Source organism: Rubrivivax soli (genome assembly GCF_049810355.1).
Taxonomy (GTDB): domain Bacteria; phylum Pseudomonadota; class Gammaproteobacteria; order Burkholderiales; family Burkholderiaceae_C; genus Rubrivivax.
Map to the genome: position 1 here is coordinate 1413306 of NZ_CP187368.1, position 20982 is coordinate 1434287.

Genomic DNA, 20982 nt, shown 5'->3' on the forward strand with positions numbered 1-20982 from the left:
CTCCTAGTCGATGGCCGAGTTGCTCTTGGCGCGCTCGCGCAGCTGGAACTTCTGGATCTTGCCGGTGCTCGTCTTGGGGATGGCCTCGAAGCGGATCTCCTTGGGCACCTTGTAGCCCGCCAGCAGGCCCTTGCAGTGGGCGATGAGCTCGGCGGCGCTGAGCTCGGCCCCCGGCTTGCACTCGACGAAGGCCAGCGGCGACTCGCCCCACTTCGGGTCCGGCCGCGCCACCACCGCGCAGGCCATCACGGCCGGGTGGCGGTACAGCGCGTCTTCGACCTCGATGCTGCTGATGTTCTCGCCGCCGCTGATGATGATGTCCTTGCTGCGGTCCTTGATCTTCACGTAGCGGTCGGGCTCCAGCACCGCCAGGTCGCCGGTGTGGAACCAGCCGCCGGCGAAGGCCTTGTCGGTGGCGTCCGGATTCTTCAGGTAGCCCTTCATCACGATGTTGCCGCGGAACATGATCTCCCCCATGGTCTGGCCGTCGGCCGGCACCTCGGCCAGGGTCTCGGGGTCCAGCACCGCCATGCCGTCCTGCAGCGCGTAGCGCACGCCCTGGCGGCCGTTCAGGCGCGCCTGCTCCGACAGGCTCTGTGCGGCCCACTCGGCGCGCTGCACGGCCACGCTGGCCGGGCCGTAGACCTCGGTCAGCCCGTAGACATGGGTGATGTCGAAGCCGATCGCGGCCATGCCCTCGATCATCGCGGCCGGCGGCGCCGCGCCCGCGACCATGCCGCGCACGCCGGGCCGGATGCCGGCACGCTGCTCCGGCGGGGCATGGATCAGCAGGTTGTGCACGATGGGCGCGGCGCAGTAGTGCGTGACGCCGTGTTCGCGCATCGCCGCCAGGATGTGCGCCGCGTCCACGCGGCGCAGGCACACGTGCGTGCCGCCCAGCATCGCGACCGTCCACGGGAAGCACCAGCCGTTGCAGTGGAACATCGGCAGCGTCCAGAGGTACACCGGGAAGTGCGGCATGGTCCAGGTGGCGGCGTTGCACACCGCGTTGAGGTAAGCGCCGCGGTGGTGGGTGACCACGCCCTTGGGGTCGCCGGTGGTGCCGCTGGTGTAGCTGACGGCGATGGCGTCCCACTCGTCGGCCGGGCCTTCCAGCCGCGGCAGCGGCGCGTGGCGCGCCAGCAGCGCCTCGTACTCGTGTTCGCCGATGCACGCACCCGGGCCGGTGTATTCGCTGTCGCAGACGTCGATGACGGCCAGCGCCGCGCCGTGCCGTTCGCGCAGCCGCGCCACCGCGTCGGCCATCACCGGCGCGAATTCGCGGTCGGTGATCAGCACGCGCGCCTCGCAGTGGTTCATCTGCCAGGCCAGCAGCGGCGCATCGAGCCGCGTGTTCAGCGTGTTCAGCACCGCGCCCAGCGCGGGCACCGCATAGTGCGCCTCCACCATCTCCGGCGTGTTCGGCAGCATCACGCTGACGGTGTCGCCGGGCCCCACGCCGAGCGCACGCAAGGCCGCCGCCAGGCGCGCGGCGCGTTCGCGCGTCTGCGCCCAGGTGTGGCGCCGCGCGCCGTGCACCACCGCCGGCAGGTCGCCGAAGACCTCGGCGCTGCGCTCGACGAAGCTCACCGGGCTGAGCGCCACGAAGTTGGCCGCGTTGCGGTCCAGGTGCTGGTCGTAGATGTGCATCACGACCCCTCGTCCGACGGGTACGTCGGCCGATCCCCCGCGGGGATGCGGGCCGGCTTGGGAGCGGCCCGGCGCTCGGCCCGCGACGCGGGATGGGGCTCAGGAGGTCTCATGGCAGGTGAGCGGCTGGCACTGCGGACGGCAGCGCCTGCATGGTAGCCACGGCCGGGATCGGGTAGCGTCGGCGCTTCCCCGATGCCGACACCGCCGCCGATGACCCGCACCACGCGCCACCTGCTGAACATCTTCCTCACCGGCCTGCTGGCGGCGCTGCCGCTGGGCGCGACGCTGCTGATCGTGGTCTGGGCGGTGCGCACGCTGTACGCGTGGCTGGGACCGGACAGCTTCTTCGGCGGCCTGCTGGTGCGCCTGGGGCTGGGCGTCAGCGGTTCGGAGGTGGCGGGCTACCTGATCGGCATGGGGCTGGTGCTGCTGGCCATCTTCGCGCTGGGCCTGCTGGTGCACACACGGCTGCACGGCTGGCTGCTGGCCGGCGTGGACGCGCTGGTGCAGCAGGTGCCGCTGGTGCGCAACATCTACGACCTCGTGCGCAAGTTCGTCGACCTGCTGGCGCAGAAGGACGCCGCCGGCACGCGTTCGATGAGCCCGGTGTGGCTGCATTTCGGCGGCCGAGGCCAGGCAGCGGCGGTGCTGGGGCTGCTGTCCAGCCCCGAGCCCATCCTGATGCACGGCGAGCCCTACCTCGGCGTGCTGGTGCCGACCGCCCCGGTGCCGGTCGGCGGCGCCCTGGTCTACGTGCCGCAGGCCTGGGTCGAACCGGCGCCGGTGGGCGTGGAGGGACTGACCAGCATCTACGTCTCGATGGGCGTCACGGCCGGCCAGCACCTGGGGCCGGACCGCAAGGCCTGAGTCGCAGCCGCCGGGGGTGCAGCCGGGCGCGCAGCGCTCAGAACACCAGTGCGACGATGAACACGCCCACCATCACGAAGGCCAGCGCCACCTTGGCCACCATGCCGATCATCATGCCCAGCCAGGTGGCCACGCCGACCTTCAGCGCCTGTTGCTGGTTGCGCCGCGCCAGGTACTCGCCCGCCGCCGCGCCCACCAGCGGCATGAAGAGCACGCCCACCAGCCCCATGAAGATGCCGACCACGGTGCCGATGGCCGCGCCGATCAGCGCCTGGCGGCTGGCGCCCACGCGCTGCGCACCCATCAGGCCCGCGGCGTAGTCCAGCACCCAGGCCAGCAGCGCCAGCACGGCCACCGCCACGACGGTCCAGCCGCCGACGCGGGTGAAGTCGTCGATCCACGCCCCCAGCACCACGCCGGCCAGCACGAACAGCGTGCCCGGCAGCGCCGGCAGCACGGTGCCTGCGATGCCCACGACGATGAGCACCACGACCCCGATCCACAACACGATGTCCACGCGTTCTCCCTGCTGCTGGTGGTTTCAGGTGCAGGCCTGCGCCAGCGCCTGGTCGATGTCCCACAGGATGTCGTCGATGTGCTCCAGCCCCACCGAGATGCGCACCATGTCCGGCGGCACGCCGGCGGCCAACTGCTGCTCGTCGCTGAGCTGGCGGTGCGTGGTGCTGGCCGGGTGGCTGATCAGCGTGCGCGTGTCGCCGATGTTCACCAGGTGGCTCATGAACTGCGCCGCCTCGATGAAGCGCACACCCGCCGCCAGCCCGCCGCGCACGCCGAAGGCCAGCAGGCCCGAGGCGCCGCGCATCTGCCGCTGCAGCAGCGCGTGCTGCGGGTGCTCGGGCAGGCCGGGGTAGTTGACCCAGCCCACACGCGGGTCGTCGCGCAGGAACTTGGCCACCGCCAGCGCGTTGCTGCAGTGGCGTTCCATGCGCAGCGGCAGCGTCTCGACGCCCTGCAGGATCTGCCACGCGCTGGCGGGCGACAGCGCGGCGCCGAACACGCGCAGGCTCTCCATGCGGCAGCGCATGCTGAAGCCGAAGTCGCCGAAGGTCTCGTAGAACTTCACGCCGTGGTAGCCGGCGCTGGGTTCGGTCATGCCCGGGAACTTGCCGTTGTCCCACGGGAACCGGCCGCCCTCCACCACCACGCCGCCGAGCGTGGTGCCGTGCCCGGCCAGGTACTTGGTGGCGCTGTGCACCACGATGTCGGCGCCGTGCGCCAGCGGGTTGCACAAGAAGGGGCTGGGCACCGTGTTGTCCACCACCAGCGGCACGCCATGCGCGTGCGCCACGGCGGCGATGGCCGCGATGTCCAGCACCACCAGGCTGGGGTTGCCCAGCGTCTCGGCGAACACCGCACGCGTGTTCGGGCGCATCGCCGCGGCGAAGGCCTCGGGCCGCGTGGCGTCGACGAAGCTGGTCTCGATGCCGAACTTGCGCAGGCTCACCGCCAGCATCGTGACGCTGCCGCCGTACAGCGCGCCGGCCGCGACCACGTGGTCGCCGGCCTGCAGGATGGTCATCAGCGCCATCGCCTCGGCCGCCATGCCGCTGGCGCTGGCGACCGCAGCGCGACCGCGCTCCAGCGCCGCGACGCGTTCTTCCAGCGCCGCGACCGTGGGGTTGCTGAGCCGCGAGTAGACGTTGCCGAAGGTCTGCAGGTTGAACAGGCTGGCCGCGTGCTCGGCGCTGTCGAAGACGAAGCTGGTGGTCTGGTAGATCGGCAGCGCGCGCGCGCCAGTGGCGGCGTCGGGGATCTGCCCGGCGTGGATCGCCAGGGTCTCGGGGCGGAAGACGTGGTCGGCCATGGAGTGCTCAGACGGGGCGCCGGGCCGAGATCACGCGCGTGTCGACGCCGACCCAGTGCAAGCCGCCGAACAGCCGCGCGTGCTCGATCTTCACGCAGCGGTCCATCACCGTCTCCAGCCCGGCGGCGCGTGCCGTCGCGTCGGCCTCGAGGTTCATCACGCCGAGCTGCTGCCACAGGCACTTCGCGCCGATGGCCACGGCGCTGGCCGCGATCGGCGGCACGTCGGCGGGCTTGCGGAAGACGTCGACCATGTCGACGGGGAACGGGATGTCCTCGAGCCGCGCGTGGCAGCGCTCGCCCAGGATCTCGGCGTGGTTCTGGGCGTAGCGCGGGTTCACGGGCACCACGCGGTAGCCGTGCTGCTGCATGTACTTGGCAGCGAAGTAGCTCGGCCGGTGCCACTCGGCCGACAGGCCGACCACGGCGATGGTGCGGCACTGTTGCAGGATGCGGCGCAGGCTGGGGATGTCGTCGGCCATGTGGGCATACTACCGACCAATCACAGCGGGGAGATTGGCCATGCAGCACTCTGTCCGAAGCCGCGCTGGCCTGGCAGGCGCCTGCCTCGCCGTGCTGTGGGCGCCGACACCGGCGTGGTCGCAGGCCGGGCCTGCCGGCTTCGACCAGCGCACCTGGCTGCAGCTGGATGCCGCTGCCGCCCGTGTGCGCAGCGTGTCGCAGTCCTACGACATCTTCGACACGCCTTACGCGCCCCCGGTCGACACCGAACAGACGCTGGGCACGTCGCGCAGCGGCACGGTGTGGGCGCTGGGCTTCGGCCGCCGCATCGGCGAGCGCTGGCGCATCGAGCTCGGCGCCGCCAGCGAACGCCGCGACGGCAGCACCGTGCTGGCGCAGGACACCAATGTCGATGGCATCGTCTACGCCGGCGGCAGCACGCTCCGCTCGCGCACACAGCTGCGCCAGTGGCGCGTGCAGGGCGGCTTCTCGTTCCTGTTGTCCGACACGGCCGAGGCCGGCCTGAGCTTCGGCGGGCACGGCCTCACGCTGGCGCGGCAGCTCCGCGGCACGCCTGCCGGCAGCAGCCCGCCCGACCGGGTGGCAGACGACAGCCTGCGCGAGGGCGTGGTGCTGCCGCTGCTGGGCCTGTACGGGACGGTGGCGCTGGCGCCGACCTGGCAGCTCGCAGGGCGTCTCGATCTGACGCCCGGCGAGGACTACGCCGCTGCCTCGGCCACACTGCTGTGGCGCGCTGCGCCGAACCTCGCCATCGGGCTGGGCTACCAGGTGCTGGAGGCCAACATCGACGTGACCTGGGGCTTCCTCTTCGTGGACCGCACGGTGCTCGACTACCGCCGCCACGGCCCTGCGCTCTCGGTGCAGCTGAGCTTCTAGCATCGCGCGCCGCGCTGCTACACTGCGCGCCGTCAGGAGAGAGCCCGCGTGGAGCATGCGGGCCGCCGAAGGCGCAGGGGTCCAGCACCTCGAACGCTCAGGCAAAAGGACTGACTTTCCTTCCTCACTGGAGAGAGGCCGCCCACCGGGTCACACCGGCGCAGGCGGCCCACCGAAGGGGCAAGGCGCACCGACCGGGGTGGGCCGAATCTCTCAGGTAAAGCGGACAGCGGGGGCCCATTCACCGACCTGGGCGGTGCGTGGATCCGCCCACCGCCGAAGGAAAGTCCGCCATGTCCGACCCGAACACCCCCGGCACACCCGCCGCCGCACTGCACACCACGCCGCTGCACGCGCTGCACCTGCGCCTGGGCGCACGCATGGTGCCTTTCGCCGGCTATGCGATGCCGGTGCAGTACCCCGCCGGCCTGATGGCCGAGCACAAGCAGTGCCGCGAGAGCGCGGCGCTGTTCGACGTCTCGCACATGGGCCAGCTGCGCCTGGTCGGCGCCGACGCCGCGGCCGCGCTGGAAAGCCTGGTGCCGGTGGACGTGGTCGACCTGGGCGCCGGCCGCCAGCGCTACGCCTTCTTCACCAACGCCAGCGGCGGCCTGCTCGACGACCTGATGGTGGTGCGGCCCGCCGCCGCCGACGCGGCCGACTTCGGCGACCTGTTCCTGGTGGTCAACGCCGGCTGCAAGGACGCCGACACGCGCCACCTCGTCACCCACATCGGGCACCGCTGCCAGGTGGTCCCCATGCCCGAGCGCGCCCTGCTCGCGCTGCAGGGCCCGCAGGCCGTGGCGGCGCTGTCGCGCCTGCACCCGGGCGTGGCCGGCCTGGTGTTCATGACCGGCGGCGCGTTCGATCTGGCCGGCGCACGCTGCTTCGTCACGCGCTCGGGCTACACCGGCGAAGACGGCTTCGAGATCAGCGTGCCGGCCGGACACGCGGTGACGCTGGCCGAGGCCCTGCTGGCCCAGCCCGAGGTGCAGCCCGCCGGCCTGGGCGCCCGCGACACGCTGCGCCTGGAAGCCGGCATGTGCCTGTACGGGCACGACATCAACGAACGCACGACTCCCGTGGAAGCCGGCCTCACCTGGGCCATCCAGAAGGTGCGCCGCCCTGGCGGCGCGCGCGCCGGCGGCTACCCGGGTGCCGCGGCCATCGAGGCGCAGCTGGCCAGCGGCCCGCCGTGCAAGCGTGTCGGCCTCGTCGGCCTGGAGCGCGCGCCGGTGCGCGAAGGCACGGCCCTCGTCGACGCGCACGGCCACAAGCTCGGCACCGTGACCAGCGGCACGCTGGGCCCCAGCGTCAACCAGCCGGTGGCGATGGCCTACCTGCCGATCAACCACGCCCTGCCGCAGCACGAGGTGTATGCCGAGGTGCGCGGCAAGCGCCTGCCGATGCGCGTGAGCCCCATGCCCTTCCAGCCGCACCGCTACGTGCGCGGCTGACCCTGCACCCACCGTCCGAACCACTTCCGCAGCCCAAGGAGCCCCGCCGATGACCACCATGTTCACGCCCGACCACGAATGGATCAACATCGAAGACCACGAGGCAGCGGTCGTCGGCATCACGCTGCACGCGCAGGACGCGCTGGGCGACGTGGTCTTCGTCGATCTGCCGGAAGTGGGCCGCACCTACAAGAAGGGCGAGATCGCCGGCGTCGTCGAATCGGTGAAGGCCGCTGCCGACATCTTCATGCCGGTCACCGGCGAAGTGGTCGAGGTGAACGAGGCGCTGCGTGCCGACCCGTCGCTGGCCAACAGCGACCCCATGGGCAACGGCTGGTTCTTCAAGGTGCACGTCACCGAGATGGGCGAGTTCGACCAGCTGATGGACCCGCCCGCGTACGACGCGCTGCTGAAGACGCTGTAACCCACCCGCGCTGGAAGATTGCCCACCATGTTGATGTCCGCCCTGAAGCCGCTCGGCGAGCTGGAGAACAGCAGCGAGTTCGTCGCCCGCCACATCGGGCCGTATGAAGACGACGAACGGCACATGCTGACCGTCATCGGCGCAGCCTCGCGCCGCGCGCTGATCGAGGCCATCGTGCCGCGCAGCATCGCGCGCACGGTGCCGATGGCGCTGCCGGCACCGCTGACCGAGCAGGCCGCGCTGGCCGAGCTGAAGGCGCTGGCATCGAAGAACAAGGTGCTCAGGAGCTTCATCGGCCAGGGCTACCACGGCACGCACACGCCGGGCGTCATCCTGCGCAACATCCTCGAGAACCCGGCCTGGTACACGGCCTACACGCCCTACCAGGCCGAGATCTCGCAGGGCCGCATGGAAGCGCTGGTGAACTTCCAGACCATGGTCTGCGACCTCACCGGCATGGCGATCGCCAACGCCTCGATGCTCGACGAGGCCACCGCGGCCGCCGAGGCGATGACGCTCGCCAAGCGCAGCGTCAAGAGCAGGAGCAACACCTTCGTGGTGGCCGGCGACTGCCACCCGCAGACCATCGAGGTCGTGCGCACGCGCGCCGTGCCGCTGGGCCTGCAGGTGGTGCTGGCGAACTCGGCCCAGGAGTGGGACACGCTGATCGCCGGCGGCGACTACTTCGCCGTGCTGGTGCAGTTGCCCACCACCGACGGCAGCATCCACGACCTGCGCGCCGACGCGGCGAGGATCCACGCCCACCAGGCGGCGTTCATCGTGGCCGCCGACCTGCTGGCGCTGACGCTGATCACGCCGCCGGGCGAGCTCGGCGCCGACATCGCGCTCGGCACCACGCAGCGTTTCGGCGTGCCGATGGCCGCCGGCGGCCCGCACGCCGCCTACCTGGCCTGCCGCGACGAGTTCAAGCGCAGCATGCCGGGCCGGCTGGTCGGCGTCAGCGTCGACAGCCACGGCGATCCGGCCTACCGGCTGGCGCTGCAGACGCGCGAGCAGCACATCCGCCGCGAGAAGGCCACCAGCAACATCTGCACGGCGCAGGTGCTGCTGGCCGTCATCGCCAGCATGTACGCGGTCTACCACGGCCCGGCGGGCCTGAAGCGCATCGCGCAGCGCGTGGCCAGCTACACCGCAATCCTGGCCCACGGCCTGCGCGACATGGGCGTGGCGGTGCGCAGCAGCACGGCCTTCGACGCCATCGTCGTCGACACCGGCGCCGACACGGCAGCCATCGCCGCGCGCGCGGTGGCCGCGGGCATGAACCTGCGCCGCTTCCGCGAGTGGGGCGACACGATGCTGGGCATGGCGCTGGACGAGACCACCACGCGCGACGACGTCCGCGCGCTGTGGGCGCTGTTCGCGCAGCCGGGCCAGGCGCTGCCCGACATGGCGGCCTTCGAGAAGGGCATCGAGCCGATGATCCCCGAGGCGCTGCGCCGCACCAGCAGCTTCCTCACGCATCCGGTGTTCAACAGCCACCACTCGGAAACCGAGATGCTGCGCTACATCCGCAGCCTGAGCGACAAGGACCTGGCGCTGGACCGCAGCATGATCCCGCTGGGCTCGTGCACGATGAAGCTCAACGCCACCAGCGAGATGATCCCCGTCACCTGGCCCGAGTTCGCCAACCTGCACCCGTTTGCGCCGCAAGACCAGCTGGCCGGCTGCTGGGCCATGAACGACCAGCTCTGCGCGTGGCTCAGCCAGGCCACGGGCTACGCCGGCATCAGCCTGCAGCCCAACGCCGGCAGCCAGGGCGAGTACGCCGGGCTGCTGGCCATCCGCGGCTGGCACCTGTCGCGTGGCGAAGGCCACCGCACCGTGTGCCTGATCCCCGAGTCGGCGCACGGCACCAACCCCGCCAGCGCGCAGATGGTGGGCATGCAGGTGGTGGTGGTGAAGTGCGACGCGATGGGCAACGTCGACCTCGACGACCTGCGCGCCAAGTGCGAGGCCCACAGCGCGAACCTGGCCGCGGTGATGATCACCTACCCCAGCACCTACGGCGTGTTCGAGGCCCGCGTCACCGAGCTGTGCGCGCTGGTGCACCAGCACGGCGGGCGCGTGTACGTCGACGGCGCCAACATGAACGCGCTGGTCGGCGTGGCGGCACCCGGCGAATTCGGCGGCGACGTGAGCCACCTGAACCTGCACAAGACCTTCTGCATCCCGCACGGGGGCGGCGGCCCGGGCGTGGGCCCGGTGTGCGTGGTCGAGGACCTCGTGCCCTTCCTGCCGGGCCACCGCACGGCAGGCCTGGGCGACAGCCCGGTGGGCGCGGTCTCGGCGGCGCCGCTGGGCAACGCCGGCGTGCTGCCGATCAGCTGGATGTACGTGCGCATGATGGGCGCCGAAGGCCTGCGGCACGCCACCGAGACGGCGATCCTCAGCGCCAACTACGTGGCCGCGCGTCTGGCCGGCCACTACGACATCCACTACAGCGGCAACATCGACGGCCTGCGCGGCGGCGGTGTCGCGCACGAGTGCATCCTCGACCTGCGCCCGCTGAAGGAGCGCACCGGCAAGGACAAGGGCATCAGCGCCGAGGACGTGGCCAAGCGCCTCATCGACTACGGATTCCACGCCCCCACGCTCAGCTTCCCGGTGGCCGGCACGCTGATGGTGGAGCCCACCGAAAGCGAACCGCTGGCCGAGCTGGACCGCTTCTGCGACGCGATGATCGCCATCCGCGCCGAGATCGCGAAGGTGGAGTCCGGCGCCTGGCCGCAGGACGACAACCCGCTGAAGAACGCACCGCACACCGCGGCCTCGCTGCTGCGCGCCGACTGGTCGCACCCGTACACGCGCGAGGAAGCGGCGTACCCGGTGGCCGGGCTGCGGCGGCAGAAGTACTGGTCGCCGGTGGGCCGCGTCGACAACGTCTACGGCGACCGCAACCTGTTCTGCAGCTGCGTGCCGCTGTCGGCGTACCAGGACTGAGCCGACGCACCCCATGGCCGTCTCCGTCTTCGACCTCTTCAAGATCGGCATCGGCCCCAGCAGCAGCCACACCGTGGGCCCGATGCGCGCGGCGCGGCTGTTCGCCGCGCGGCTGGCGCACGAAGGCCAGCTGGAGCGCACGGCACGGGTGTGCAGCCAGCTCTACGGCTCGCTGGGTGCCACCGGCAAGGGCCACGGCAGCGACAAGGCGGTGCTGCTGGGCCTGGCCGGGCACGAGCCCGACACGGTGGCCATCGACAAGGTGCCCGAGATGCTGGCCGAGACGCGCGGCAAGCAGCGCATCGTGCTGCTGGGCCGGCAGCGGGTGGGCTTCAACGAGAAGACGGACCTGAAGTTCCACCGCCGGGAGACGCTGCCGTTCCACGCCAACGGCATGCGCTTCACGGCGTTCGATGCCGACGGCGCGGTGCTGCAGGAACGCTGCTACTACTCGGTGGGCGGCGGTTTCGTCGTCAGCGACGAGGTCGCGGCCGACGGCAGCCGCCACAAGGCGATCGCGCCCGACACCACGCTGCTGCCGCACCCCTTCCACAGCGGCGACGAGCTGCTGGCGCTGACCCGGCAGCTCGGCTGCAGCATCGCCGAGGTGATGCGCCGCAACGAACGCCACTGGCGCAGCGACGTCGAGATCGACGCCGGGCTGCTGATGATCTGGCGCGTGATGCAGGAGTGCGTGACCCGCGGCTGCAACACGCATGGCACGCTGCCCGGCGGCTTCAAGGTCAAGCGCCGCGCGGCGGCGCTGAAGGCGGCGCTCACGGCCCACCCCGAAGCCGCACTGCGCGACCCGCTGCAGGTGCTGGACTGGGTGAACCTGTACGCGCTGGCCGTGAACGAGGAAAACGCCGCCGGCGGCCGCGTCGTCACCGCGCCGACCAACGGCGCGGCCGGCATCGTGCCGGCGGTGCTGCACTACTACACGCGCTTCGTGCCGGGCGCCGACGAACGCGGCGTGGTGGACTTCCTGCTCACCGCCGCTGCCATCGGCCTGCTCTACAAGGAAAACGCCAGCATCAGCGGCGCCGAGGTCGGCTGCCAGGGCGAGGTCGGCGTGGCCTGCAGCATGGCCGCCGGCGCGCTGTGCGCGGTGATGGGCGGCACGCCCGCGCAGGCCGAGAACGCGGCCGAGATCGGCATGGAACACCACCTGGGCCTGACCTGCGACCCGGTGGGCGGGCTGGTGCAGATCCCCTGCATCGAGCGCAACGCGATCGCGTCGGTGAAGGCGATCAACGCCGCGCGCATGGCGCTGCGCGGCGACGGCACGCACTTCGTCAGCCTCGACCAGGTCATCAAGACCATGCGCGAGACCGGCGCCGACATGATGAGCAAGTACAAGGAAACCGCGCGCGGCGGCCTGGCGGTCAACATCGTCGAGTGTTAGCCCGGGTGTTCAAGCTTCGTTAAGGCATTAAGCTGGCGCGATGCGCCTGCTGCTTGCCGAAGACGACGCCATCCTTGCCGACGCGCTGGTGGCGCAGTTCGAACACGCCGGCTTCGCGGTCGAGCACGCGCCCAACGGCGCGGTCGCCGAGTACCTGCTGGCCAAGCAGGATTTCGACGCCGCGGTGCTCGACATCGGCCTGCCCATGGTCGACGGCCTGACGGTGCTGAAGCACGTGCGCGTGGGCAAGCCGCAGCTGCCGGTGCTGGTGCTGACGGCGCTGGACGGCCTGGACGACCGCGTCGCCGGCCTCAACGCCGGCGCCGACGACTACCTGACCAAACCCTTCGACTTTCCCGAGCTGGAAGCGCGCATCCGCGCGCTGCTGCGGCGCACGCGGCCGCCGGTGGCGGGCGTGCCCGGCGCGGTGCCCGAGGTCGGCCGTCTGGGCCTGGACCGCGAGGGCCGCCGCGCGCTGGTCGACGGCGCGCCCGTGGACCTGTCGCCGCGCGAATGGGAGCTGCTCGACCTGCTGCTGGCGCACCGCAACCGCGTCGTGCACAAGGAGCAGATCACGCAGGCCTGGAACGCCGACCGCAGCGCCGACCGCGGCGAGCCGCCGGCCGGCGTGGGCATGATCGAGGTCTACATCCACCGCCTGCGGCGCAAGCTCGAAGGCTCGGGCGTGGCCATCCGCACCGTGCGCGGCCTGGGCTACCTGCTCGAGGCCGGCTGACGTGGCCGGCCGCGGCCCCTGGCTGCAGCGCTCGCTGCACCGGCAGCTGCTGCTGTGGCTGCTGCTGCCGCAGCTGGTGCTGTGGCTGGCGGCGGCCTTCGTCACCTTCAACGTCGCGCAGCGCTACGCCAACCGCGGCATCGACGCCAGCCTGCTGCAGGCCACGCGCGCGCTGGCGCGGCAGGTCAAGCCCATCGGCAACGGGCTGTTCATCGACTTCCCGCGCGCGGCGCAGGACATCATCGAGGCCGACCCCGACGACCGCGTCTCGTACATGGTGAGCACGCCGCCGGGCCAGTTCATCCTGGGCAATCGCCGCCTGCCGCTGCCACCCGGCGCGACACCGCCGCGGCTGGGCGAGCCCTACTTCTACGACGCGCAGATCGACAGCCTGCGCCTGCGCGTGGCGGCGCTGTACGTGCCGATCGGCGAGGCGGGCGAGCCCGCGGCTGCCGGTGCCGCCGGCAGCCGGCAGGTGATGCTGGTGCAGATCGCGCGCAGCCAGGCCAGCCGCGACGAGCTGGCGCGCGCGATCCTGATGGACACGGTGCTGCCGCTGTCGGCGCTGATCGTGCTGATGACGATGATCGTCTGGGCCGGCATCCGCGCCGGCCTGGCGCCGCTGGCGCGGCTGCGCGCGCAGGTCGAGAACCGCGTTCCCAACGACCTCGCTCCGCTGCAGCCCCAGGCCGCGCCCGAGGAGGTGCGCGCGCTGGCCACCGCGGTGAACCAGCTGCTGGCCGCGGTGCAGGACAGCGTGGCGGCGCAGCGCCGCTTCGTCAGCAACGCCGCGCACCAGCTGCGCACGCCGCTGGCCGGGCTGAAGAGCCAGGCCGAGCTCGCACTCGGCGAGAACCACGACCCCGCGCTGACGGCCCGGCTGCAGCGTGTGCACGAGAGCGCGGTGCGCGGTGCGCACCTGGTGAACCAGCTGCTGACGCTGACCCGCGCCGAGCCCGAGGCCGCGGGCACGCTGCCGCTGCAACGCGTGGACCTGGCGGCGCTGGCCGCCGAGGTGGCGTCGGACCACGTGCCGCGCGCGCTGCAGGCCGGCATCGACCTCGGCGTGGACGACGTCGCGCCCGGCAGCACGCCGGTGTCCGTGCTGGGCAACGAGGCCCTGCTGCGCGAGGCCGTGGTGAACCTGGTGGACAACGCGATCCGCTACGCCGGCCGCGGCGCCGAGGTGACGCTGTCGGTGCGCCGCGACGGCGTGATGGCGGTGCTGGAGGTGGCCGACAACGGCCCCGGCATCGCGCCCGACCAGCTCGAGGCCGTGTTCGGTCGCTTCTACCGCGCCACGCACGAAGGCAGCGGCTGCGGCCTGGGCCTGGCCATCGTGCGCGAGATCGCCACCCGCCACGGCGGCCGCGCGGTGGCGCTGCCGGCCCAGCCCCGAGGCCTGCGCGTCCAGCTCTGGCTGCCGCTGCAGAAAGATTAATTTCTCGTTAATACCTAGAGACTACTTGAACGTCTGTGCGGCACATTAACGCCGCCTTACGTTCATGCTGCGTTCAGACAGCTGCGGCGTGAGGTCCCCGACCCACTCAGGAGACGTCTGACATGACCGCAAGATCGCCCCTCGCTGCGCTGGCCCGACTGGCCGCCGCCGTGGCCCCGCTGGCCCTGGCCGCCGGCAGCGCCCAGGCCGTGAACTGGACCGGCTACTTCCGCGCCGGCCCCGGCCTCACCAGCACCGACAACGCCGCGCGCGCCTGCTACGGCCTGGGCGGCGGCAGCGCCGGCATGAAGTACCGGCTGGGCAACGAGTGCGACTTCTACGGCGAGTTCCAGCTCGCGCAGGGCTTCCATAAGGACGGCATCGACTACCAGGTGGCGCTGATGACCAGCCACTACACCGGCGCCACCGACACCGACGGCGAAGGCCTGTCGATCGCGCAGCTGTGGGCCGAGGCCAAGGGCTTCGACATCGCGCCCGACGCCACCTTCTGGATCGGCAAGGAGCGTGGTCGCCGCGGTGACGTGCACATCGTCGACACCTTCTTCGTCGAGATGGTCGGCGTCGGCGCCGGCTTCAAGAACCAGCCGCTGGGCGCGGGCAAGCTGGGCGTGGCCTTCTACAAGACCGACGCCGATGCCGCGAAGCCGGGCAACCGCGTCAACGTGGAGTACCTGGGCCTGCCCACCGGCACCGACGGCGCGCTGAACATCTTCGCCACCGCGACCAAGGGCGACTTCACCGGCGGCAAGAGCGGCTTCGGCCTGACGCTGCGCCACGACCAGGGCAAGCTCTTCGGCACCGGGCTGAGCAACACGCTCTTCGTGCAGTACGCGCAGGGCTCGACGGCGCTGAACGCCAACTTCGGCGACCTCACGGCCGGCTCGTCGGCCAAGAGCTGGCGCATCGTGGAAAGCATCAACGGCCAGAGTGGCGCGCTCGGCGGCCAGGCCATGCTGCTGCTGGCCAGCGAGAAGAACGCCGCCGGCGTGCAGACCGACTCGGCCAGCGTCGGCGGGCGCATCTCGTACGCCTTCACGCGCAATTTCAAGCTCGTCACCGAGGCCGGCTATTCGCAGTTCAAGCCCGAGGGTGGCGCCACGGCGAAGCTGACCAAGCTGACGATCGCGCCGACGCTGTCGGTCGGCCCCGACTTCTGGACCCGGCCGGAGTTCCGCCTGTACGTGACCACCGCGAAGTGGAACGACGCTGCCGGCAACGTCACCGGCCAGGCCGCCTTCGCCGACAAGACCTCGGGCACCAGCTATGGCGCCCAGGTCGAGTGGTGGTTCTAATCCCCCTGTCCTAATTGCGCATCCGCACGGATGCCCCCGGATTCCAAGGAGACACGTTCATGACGACCATTCCCCGTCTCGGCGCCCTGGCCCTCGCCTGCGCCTGCCTGTCGGCCCGCGCCGGCGACGTCGAAGTGCTGCACTGGTGGACCAGCGGCGGCGAAGCCAAGGCCGCGGCCGAACTCAAGGCCACGATGCAGAAGAAGGGCCACGTCTGGAAGGACTTCGCGGTCGCCGGTGGCGGCGGCGATTCGGCGATGACGGTGCTGAAGTCGCGCGTGGTCTCGGGCAACGCCCCGGCCGCGGCGCAGATCAAGGGCCCGTCGATCCAGGAATGGGCGCGCGAAGGCGTGCTCGCCAACATGGACACCCTGGCCAAGGCCGAGAAGTGGGACGAGCTGCTGCCCAAGGCCATCGCCGACGGCCTGAAGTACAAGGGCAGCTACGTCGCCGCACCGGTGAACGTGCACCGCGTCAACTGGATCTGGGCCAACCCCGAGGCGCTGAAGAAGGCCGGCGCGAAGCTGCCGACGACCTGGGACGAGTTCTTCGTCGCGGCCGAGGCGCTGAAGAAGGCCGGCATCATCCCCGTGGCGCACGGTGGCCAGAACTGGCAGGACTTCACCACCTTCGAGAGCGTGGCGCTGGGTGTGGGCGGTGCCGACTTCTACAAGAAGGCACTGGTGCAGCTGGACGCGGCCACGCTGCAGGGCCCGACGATGCTGAAGGTGCTGGAGACCTTCAAGAAGGTGAAGGGCTACACCGACAAGAACGCCCCGGGCCGCGACTGGAACCTGGCCACGGCGATGGTCATCAAGGGCGAAGCCGGCATGCAGCTGATGGGCGACTGGGCCAAGGGCGAGTTCGTCGCCGCGGGCAAGGTGCCGGGCAAGGACTTCGTCTGCGCAGCCGCACCGGGTACGGCCAAGAGCTTCACCTACAACGTCGACAGCTTCGCGCTGTTCCAGCTGAAGAACACCGCGAACCAGAAGGCGCAGCAGGACCTGGCCTCGGCCATCCTGTCGCCCGAGTTCCAGGAGAGCTTCAACCTGAACAAGGGCTCGATCCCGGTGCGCCTGGGCCTGAAGCTCGACAAGTTCGACGACTGCGCCAAGCTCTCGGCCGCCGACTTCGTGGCCACGGCCAAGACCGGCGCGCTGGTGCCGTCCATCGCCCACGGCATGGCCGTACCTTCGGCCACCGAAGGCGCGATCAAGGACGTGGTGTCGCAGTTCTGGAACGACGACAAGATGAGCCCGGCGCAAGCCCAGGGCCGTCTCGTCACCGCCGCCCGCACGAAGTGAAGAGGTAGAGCACCGGGGCCGCCGGCGACGGCGGCCCCGCCTCCGCGCCAACCCATGCACGCCCCCCGCCACTCCTGGCTGCCGCAACTGGTGGTCGCGCCCAGCTTCGTGCTCGGCTTCCTGTTCATCTACGGCCTGATGGCCTGGAACGGCCTGCTGTCCATCAGCGCCTCGCGGCTGCTGCCCAACTACGAGATCGTCGGCTTCGCGCAGTACGCGGCGTTGTGGGAGAGCGAACGCTTCCGCGTCGCACTGACCAACATGGCCGTCTTCGGCACGCTCTTCATCGGCGGCGCGATGGGCATCGGCCTGCTGCTGGCGGTGCTGCTGGACCAGAAGATCCGCGCCGAGGGCGTGCTGCGCACCGTGTACCTGTACCCGATGGCGATCAGCTTCATCGTCACCGGCACGGCCTGGAAGTGGATGCTCAACCCCGGCCTGGGGCTCGAGCGGCTGGTGCAGCAGTGGGGCTTCGAGAGCTTCACGTTCGACTGGCTCGTCAACCCCGACAAGGCCATCTACTGCGTGGCGATCGCCGGCGTCTGGCAGAGCGCGGGCTTCGTGATGGCGCTGTTCCTGGCCGGCCTGCGCGGCATCGACGACAGCATCCTCAAGGCCGCGCAGGTCGACGGTGCGAGCCTGCCGCGCATCTACTGGCGCATCGTCATCCCGAGCCTGCGGCCGGTGTTCTTCAGCACGCTGATGGTGGTGAGCCACCTGGCCATCAAGAGCTTCGACCTGGTGATGGCGCTCACCGCCGGCGGCCCGGGCTTCGCCACCGACCTGCCCGCGACCTTCATGTACGCGATGGCGTTCTCGCGCGGCCAGATCGGCCTGGGAGCCGCCAGCGCCACGGTGATGCTGGCCACCATCGCGGCCATCGTGGTGCCCTACCTGTACTCCGAGTTGAGGGCCAAGCGATGACGACCCGCCCCACACCGCGCCTGACCTGGCACCGCCTGCTGCTGTGGACCGTGCTGCTGGTGTTCGCCGCCTGGTTCCTGGCGCCGCTGTACGTGATGGTGGCGACTTCGCTGAAGGACATGGAGCAGGTGCGCCAGGGCAGCCTGCTGTCGTGGCCCACCGACCCGACGCTGGACGCCTGGGCCAAGGCCTGGGGCAGCGCCTGCACCGGCACCGACTGCGGCGGCCTGCAGCCCTTCTTCATGAACAGCGTGCTGATGGTGCTGCCGGCGGTGGCCGTGTCCACGGCTTTAGGCGCGCTCAACGGCTACGTGCTGAGCAAGTGGCGCTTCCGCGGCAGCGAGACGATGTTCGCGCTGCTGCTGTTCGGCGTGTTCATGCCGATGCAGGTGGTGCTGCTGCCGATGAGCCAGGTGCTGGGCTGGCTGGGCATCGCCAGCTCGATCTGGGGCCTGATCTTCGTGCACGTGCTGGCCGGCATCCCGAGCACGACGCTGTTCTTCCGCAACTACTACGTCGGCCTGCCCGACGAGCTGGTCAAGGCCGCCATGCTCGACGGCGCCGGCTTCTGGCGCATCTTCACGCGCATCGTGCTGCCGCTGTCGACGCCGATCCTGGTGGTGACGCTGATCTGGCAGTTCACCAACATCTGGAACGACTTCCTGTACGGCGTGGTCTTCAGCGGCGCCGACAGCAAGCCCGTCACGGTGGGCCTGAACAACCTGGCCAACACCAGCAGCAGCGTCAAGGAATACAACGTGGACATGGCCGCGGCGCTGATCGCCGCCCTGCCCACGCTGATCGTCTATGCCGTCGCCGGCAAGTACTTCGTGCGCGGGCTCACGGCCGGCGCCGTCAAGGGGTGAACATCATGGGTGCACTGTCCATCCGCAACGTGCGCAAGACCTTTGGGCGCGTCGAGATCCTCAAGGGCATCGACATCGAGATCGCCGCCGGCGAGTTCCTCATCCTCGTCGGGCCCTCGGGCTGCGGCAAGAGCACGCTGCTCAACGGCATCGCCGGGCTCGACACACCCACCAGCGGCAGCATCCACCTGGGCGGGCGCGACATCACGCACGCCGCGCCCAAGGACCGCGACATCGCGATGGTGTTCCAGAGCTACGCGCTGTACCCGAACATGAACGTGGCGCAGAACATCGCCTTCGCGCTGGAGATGCGCAAGGTGCCGAAGGCCGAGCGCGACGCCGCCGTGCAGCGCGTGGCCGCGATGCTGCAGATCGGCCACCTGCTCGACCGCAAGCCCGGCGCGCTCAGCGGCGGCCAGCGCCAGCGCGTGGCGATGGGCCGCGCACTGGCACGCGACCCGAAGCTGTTCCTGTTCGACGAGCCGCTGAGCAACCTCGACGCCAAGCTGCGCGTGGAGATGCGTGCCGAGATCAAGCTGCTGCACCAGCGCACGAAGACGACCACGGTCTACGTCACGCACGACCAGGTCGAGGCGATGACGCTGGGCGACCGCATCGCGGTGATGAAGGACGGCCTCGTGCAGCAGTTCGGCACGCCGGCCGACATCTACAACCGGCCGGCCACGCGCTTCGTCGCCGAGTTCATCGGCTCGCCGGCGATGAACCTGCTGCGTGCCACGCGCAGCGGCGGCGGCCTGCTGGCCCACGGCACCGCACTCGCCGCCACCGACGCGCAGCATGCCGCGCTCGAGCGGCTGGCCGCGCCGGGCGAGGTGGACTACGGCCTGCGCCCGGAAGACCTGCGGCTGGCCGACAGCGGCCTGCCGGGCACGCTGTCGATGATCGAGCCCACCGGGCCCGAGACCTACGTCACCGCAGACACGCCGGTGGGCGCGCTGACGGCGCGCATCCCGGGCACGCCACCGCTGGCGGTGGGCGAGCGCGTGCACCTGCAATGGCGCGCGGAGCAGGTGCACCTGTTCGACAGCCTGGACGGCCGCCGGCTGGCCTGAGCGACCGCACCCGACCGGCCCGCTGCACAGGCAGCGCGCGCCGCCGGGTCCGGCACTTGCATGCGCCCGCGGTGCCGCTTCCATCCCGCAACGAGGTTGTCCGCATGAACACCGCCCTGCGCCCACGCGCACAGCCGACCGCCCTGGCGGCCGCCGATGCCGGTCCGCGCCTGCTGGCCGACATCGGCGGCACCAACGCCCGCTTTGCCTGGCAGGCGGGGCCGGGTGCCGCGCCCGAGGCCGTGCAGGTGCTGGCCTGCGCCGAGCACGCGACGCTGCTGGACGCCGCGCGCCGCTACCTCGCCGAGACCGGCCTGGCCACGCCGAGGCTGGGCGCGATCGGCATCGCCAACCCGGTGACGGGCGATGCGGTGCAGATGACCAACCACCACTGGTCGTTCTCGATCGAGGCTTTGCGCACCGCGTTGGGGCTGCAGCGCCTGGTGGTGATGAACGACTTCGAGGCGCTGGCGCGCAGCCTGCCGCTGCTGGGTGCCGACGAGAAGGTGCAGATCGCCGGCGGCCGCGCCGCCGACGGCCAGGGCGCGCCGATCGCGCTGATCGGCCCCGGCACCGGCCTGGGCGTGGGCGGCCTGGTGCCGACCCGCGGCGGCTGGGTGCCGCTGGCCGGCGAAGGCGGCCACGTGACGCTGGCGCCGGTGACGCCACGCGAGGCCGCCGTGGTGGCGGCGCTGCAGCAGCGCTTCGGCCACGCCTCGGCCGAGCGCGCGGTGTCGGGGCCGGGCCTCGTGTGGCTGGTCGAGGCCCTGTGCGCGGTGGACGGCGTGCCCGCCCCGCCCGACCTCGACGCGGCCCGCGTCACCCAGCGCGGCCAGGACGGCAGCTGCGCGCGCTGCACCGAGGCGCTGCAGCTGTTCTTCGCCTTCCTCGGCAGCACCGCGGGCAACCTGGCGCTGACGCTGGGCGCGCGCGGCGGGGTCTACCTGGGCGGCGGCATCGTGCCGCGGCTGCAGGGGCTGCTGAAGGCGTCGGACTTCCACGCGCGCTTCGTCGGGAAGGGCCGGTTTCGCGGCTACCTGGCAGCGATGCCGGTGGTGCTGATCACGAGCACGCAGCACCCGGCGCTGCGCGGCGCCGCCGCCGCCCTCTGAGCGCCGCGCGGCAGCGGACACCCGGTCGGGGCCAGGGTGATGGGCTTTTCAATGCGAACGATTCGCATTTACTATGCCTCCACCGCACTTCCCGGAGACCCTCGATGCACGAACGCACCATCGCCTGGCTGGAGACGCTGCTGCTGCTGGCGATCATCGTGATCGTCTGGCTCGCGGTGCCGGTGTGAGACTTGAGTCATCAGTCACAGAACCAGCCAGTCCTGACCGCCGCCATCCGTGGCGGGCGTCACACACGGCCAAGG

Annotated in this window: 18 protein-coding genes and 1 riboswitch; of the genes, 14 read left to right on the forward strand and 4 right to left on the reverse strand. The window is 71.1% G+C overall.

All coding sequences use genetic code 11. The annotated features are described in order from the left end of the window. Nucleotides 1-3: 3 nt before the first annotated feature. Nucleotides 4-1650 (reverse strand): acyl-CoA synthetase, encoded by a 1647-nt coding sequence (locus tag ACPOLB_RS06385; protein WP_425260462.1) that lies wholly within the window; start codon nucleotides 1648-1650, stop codon nucleotides 4-6. A gap of 213 nt (nucleotides 1651-1863) precedes the next feature. Here ACPOLB_RS06385 and ACPOLB_RS06390 point away from each other — a divergent pair, with 213 nt between their 5' ends. Continuing rightward, a complete protein-coding gene (locus ACPOLB_RS06390; protein WP_425260463.1) occupies nucleotides 1864-2520 on the forward strand; it encodes a DUF502 domain-containing protein in 657 nt (218 codons plus the stop codon). A 37-nt stretch (nucleotides 2521-2557) separates the two neighbouring features. Here ACPOLB_RS06390 and ACPOLB_RS06395 read toward each other — a convergent pair whose 3' ends face one another. The 3 genes from ACPOLB_RS06395 to ACPOLB_RS06405 are packed head-to-tail and all read right to left on the reverse strand — an operon-like array spanning nucleotide 2558 to nucleotide 4826. Continuing rightward, the gene (locus ACPOLB_RS06395) at nucleotides 2558-3037 is read right to left on the reverse strand and encodes a DUF456 domain-containing protein (protein ID WP_425260464.1); all 480 of its coding nucleotides are present in this window, start codon (nucleotides 3035-3037) and stop codon (nucleotides 2558-2560) included. Nucleotides 3038-3061: 24 nt separating this feature from the next. Next, nucleotides 3062-4345: an O-acetylhomoserine aminocarboxypropyltransferase/cysteine synthase family protein gene (locus tag ACPOLB_RS06400; protein WP_425260465.1), complete on the reverse strand. Its 1284-nt coding sequence runs from the start codon at nucleotides 4343-4345 to the stop codon at nucleotides 3062-3064. A gap of 7 nt (nucleotides 4346-4352) precedes the next feature. Continuing rightward, a complete protein-coding gene (locus ACPOLB_RS06405) occupies nucleotides 4353-4826 on the reverse strand; it encodes a CoA-binding protein (protein WP_425260466.1) in 474 nt (157 codons plus the stop codon). Between the two features lie 40 nt (nucleotides 4827-4866). Here ACPOLB_RS06405 and ACPOLB_RS06410 point away from each other — a divergent pair, with 40 nt between their 5' ends. The 13 genes from ACPOLB_RS06410 (at nucleotide 4867) to glk (ending at nucleotide 20719) form a co-directional block, all read left to right on the forward strand. Beyond that, on the forward strand, nucleotides 4867-5703 hold the full coding sequence (locus ACPOLB_RS06410; RefSeq protein WP_425260467.1) for a hypothetical protein: 837 nt from the start codon (nucleotides 4867-4869) through the stop codon (nucleotides 5701-5703). A gap of 23 nt (nucleotides 5704-5726) precedes the next feature. Continuing rightward, a riboswitch (glycine riboswitch) is annotated at nucleotides 5727-5826 on the forward strand. 170 nt (nucleotides 5827-5996) lie between these two features. Beyond that, nucleotides 5997-7160 (forward strand): glycine cleavage system aminomethyltransferase GcvT, encoded by a 1164-nt coding sequence (gene gcvT, locus ACPOLB_RS06415; RefSeq protein WP_425260468.1) that lies wholly within the window; start codon nucleotides 5997-5999, stop codon nucleotides 7158-7160. 49 nt (nucleotides 7161-7209) lie between these two features. After that, the gene (gcvH, locus tag ACPOLB_RS06420; protein WP_425260470.1) at nucleotides 7210-7584 is read left to right on the forward strand and encodes a glycine cleavage system protein GcvH; all 375 of its coding nucleotides are present in this window, start codon (nucleotides 7210-7212) and stop codon (nucleotides 7582-7584) included. Nucleotides 7585-7611: 27 nt separating this feature from the next. After that, a complete protein-coding gene (gene gcvP, locus ACPOLB_RS06425) occupies nucleotides 7612-10545 on the forward strand; it encodes an aminomethyl-transferring glycine dehydrogenase (protein ID WP_425260472.1) in 2934 nt (977 codons plus the stop codon). A 13-nt stretch (nucleotides 10546-10558) separates the two neighbouring features. Further along, on the forward strand, nucleotides 10559-11950 hold the full coding sequence (locus ACPOLB_RS06430) for an L-serine ammonia-lyase (RefSeq protein ID WP_425260473.1): 1392 nt from the start codon (nucleotides 10559-10561) through the stop codon (nucleotides 11948-11950). 40 nt (nucleotides 11951-11990) lie between these two features. Continuing rightward, entirely contained in the window at nucleotides 11991-12686 is a 696-nt protein-coding gene (locus tag ACPOLB_RS06435; protein ID WP_425260474.1) for a response regulator transcription factor, read from the forward strand. Between the two features lies 1 nt (nucleotide 12687). Beyond that, nucleotides 12688-14127, forward strand: coding sequence for a sensor histidine kinase (locus ACPOLB_RS06440; protein ID WP_425260475.1), 1440 nt, complete (start codon nucleotides 12688-12690; stop codon nucleotides 14125-14127). A gap of 122 nt (nucleotides 14128-14249) precedes the next feature. Then, nucleotides 14250-15440: a maltoporin gene (locus ACPOLB_RS06445; RefSeq protein ID WP_425260476.1), complete on the forward strand. Its 1191-nt coding sequence runs from the start codon at nucleotides 14250-14252 to the stop codon at nucleotides 15438-15440. 59 nt (nucleotides 15441-15499) lie between these two features. After that, nucleotides 15500-16744, forward strand: coding sequence for an ABC transporter substrate-binding protein (locus tag ACPOLB_RS06450; protein ID WP_425260477.1), 1245 nt, complete (start codon nucleotides 15500-15502; stop codon nucleotides 16742-16744). 54 nt (nucleotides 16745-16798) lie between these two features. Further along, the gene (locus ACPOLB_RS06455) at nucleotides 16799-17668 is read left to right on the forward strand and encodes a carbohydrate ABC transporter permease (protein WP_425260479.1); all 870 of its coding nucleotides are present in this window, start codon (nucleotides 16799-16801) and stop codon (nucleotides 17666-17668) included. After that, entirely contained in the window at nucleotides 17665-18534 is an 870-nt protein-coding gene (locus tag ACPOLB_RS06460; RefSeq protein ID WP_425260480.1) for a carbohydrate ABC transporter permease, read from the forward strand. The genes ACPOLB_RS06455 and ACPOLB_RS06460 overlap by 4 nt, the downstream gene beginning before the upstream one ends. A gap of 5 nt (nucleotides 18535-18539) precedes the next feature. After that, a complete protein-coding gene (locus tag ACPOLB_RS06465; RefSeq protein ID WP_425260481.1) occupies nucleotides 18540-19607 on the forward strand; it encodes an ABC transporter ATP-binding protein in 1068 nt (355 codons plus the stop codon). 104 nt (nucleotides 19608-19711) lie between these two features. Further along, on the forward strand, nucleotides 19712-20719 hold the full coding sequence (gene glk / locus ACPOLB_RS06470; RefSeq protein WP_425260482.1) for a glucokinase: 1008 nt from the start codon (nucleotides 19712-19714) through the stop codon (nucleotides 20717-20719). Nucleotides 20720-20982 lie beyond the last annotated feature (263 nt).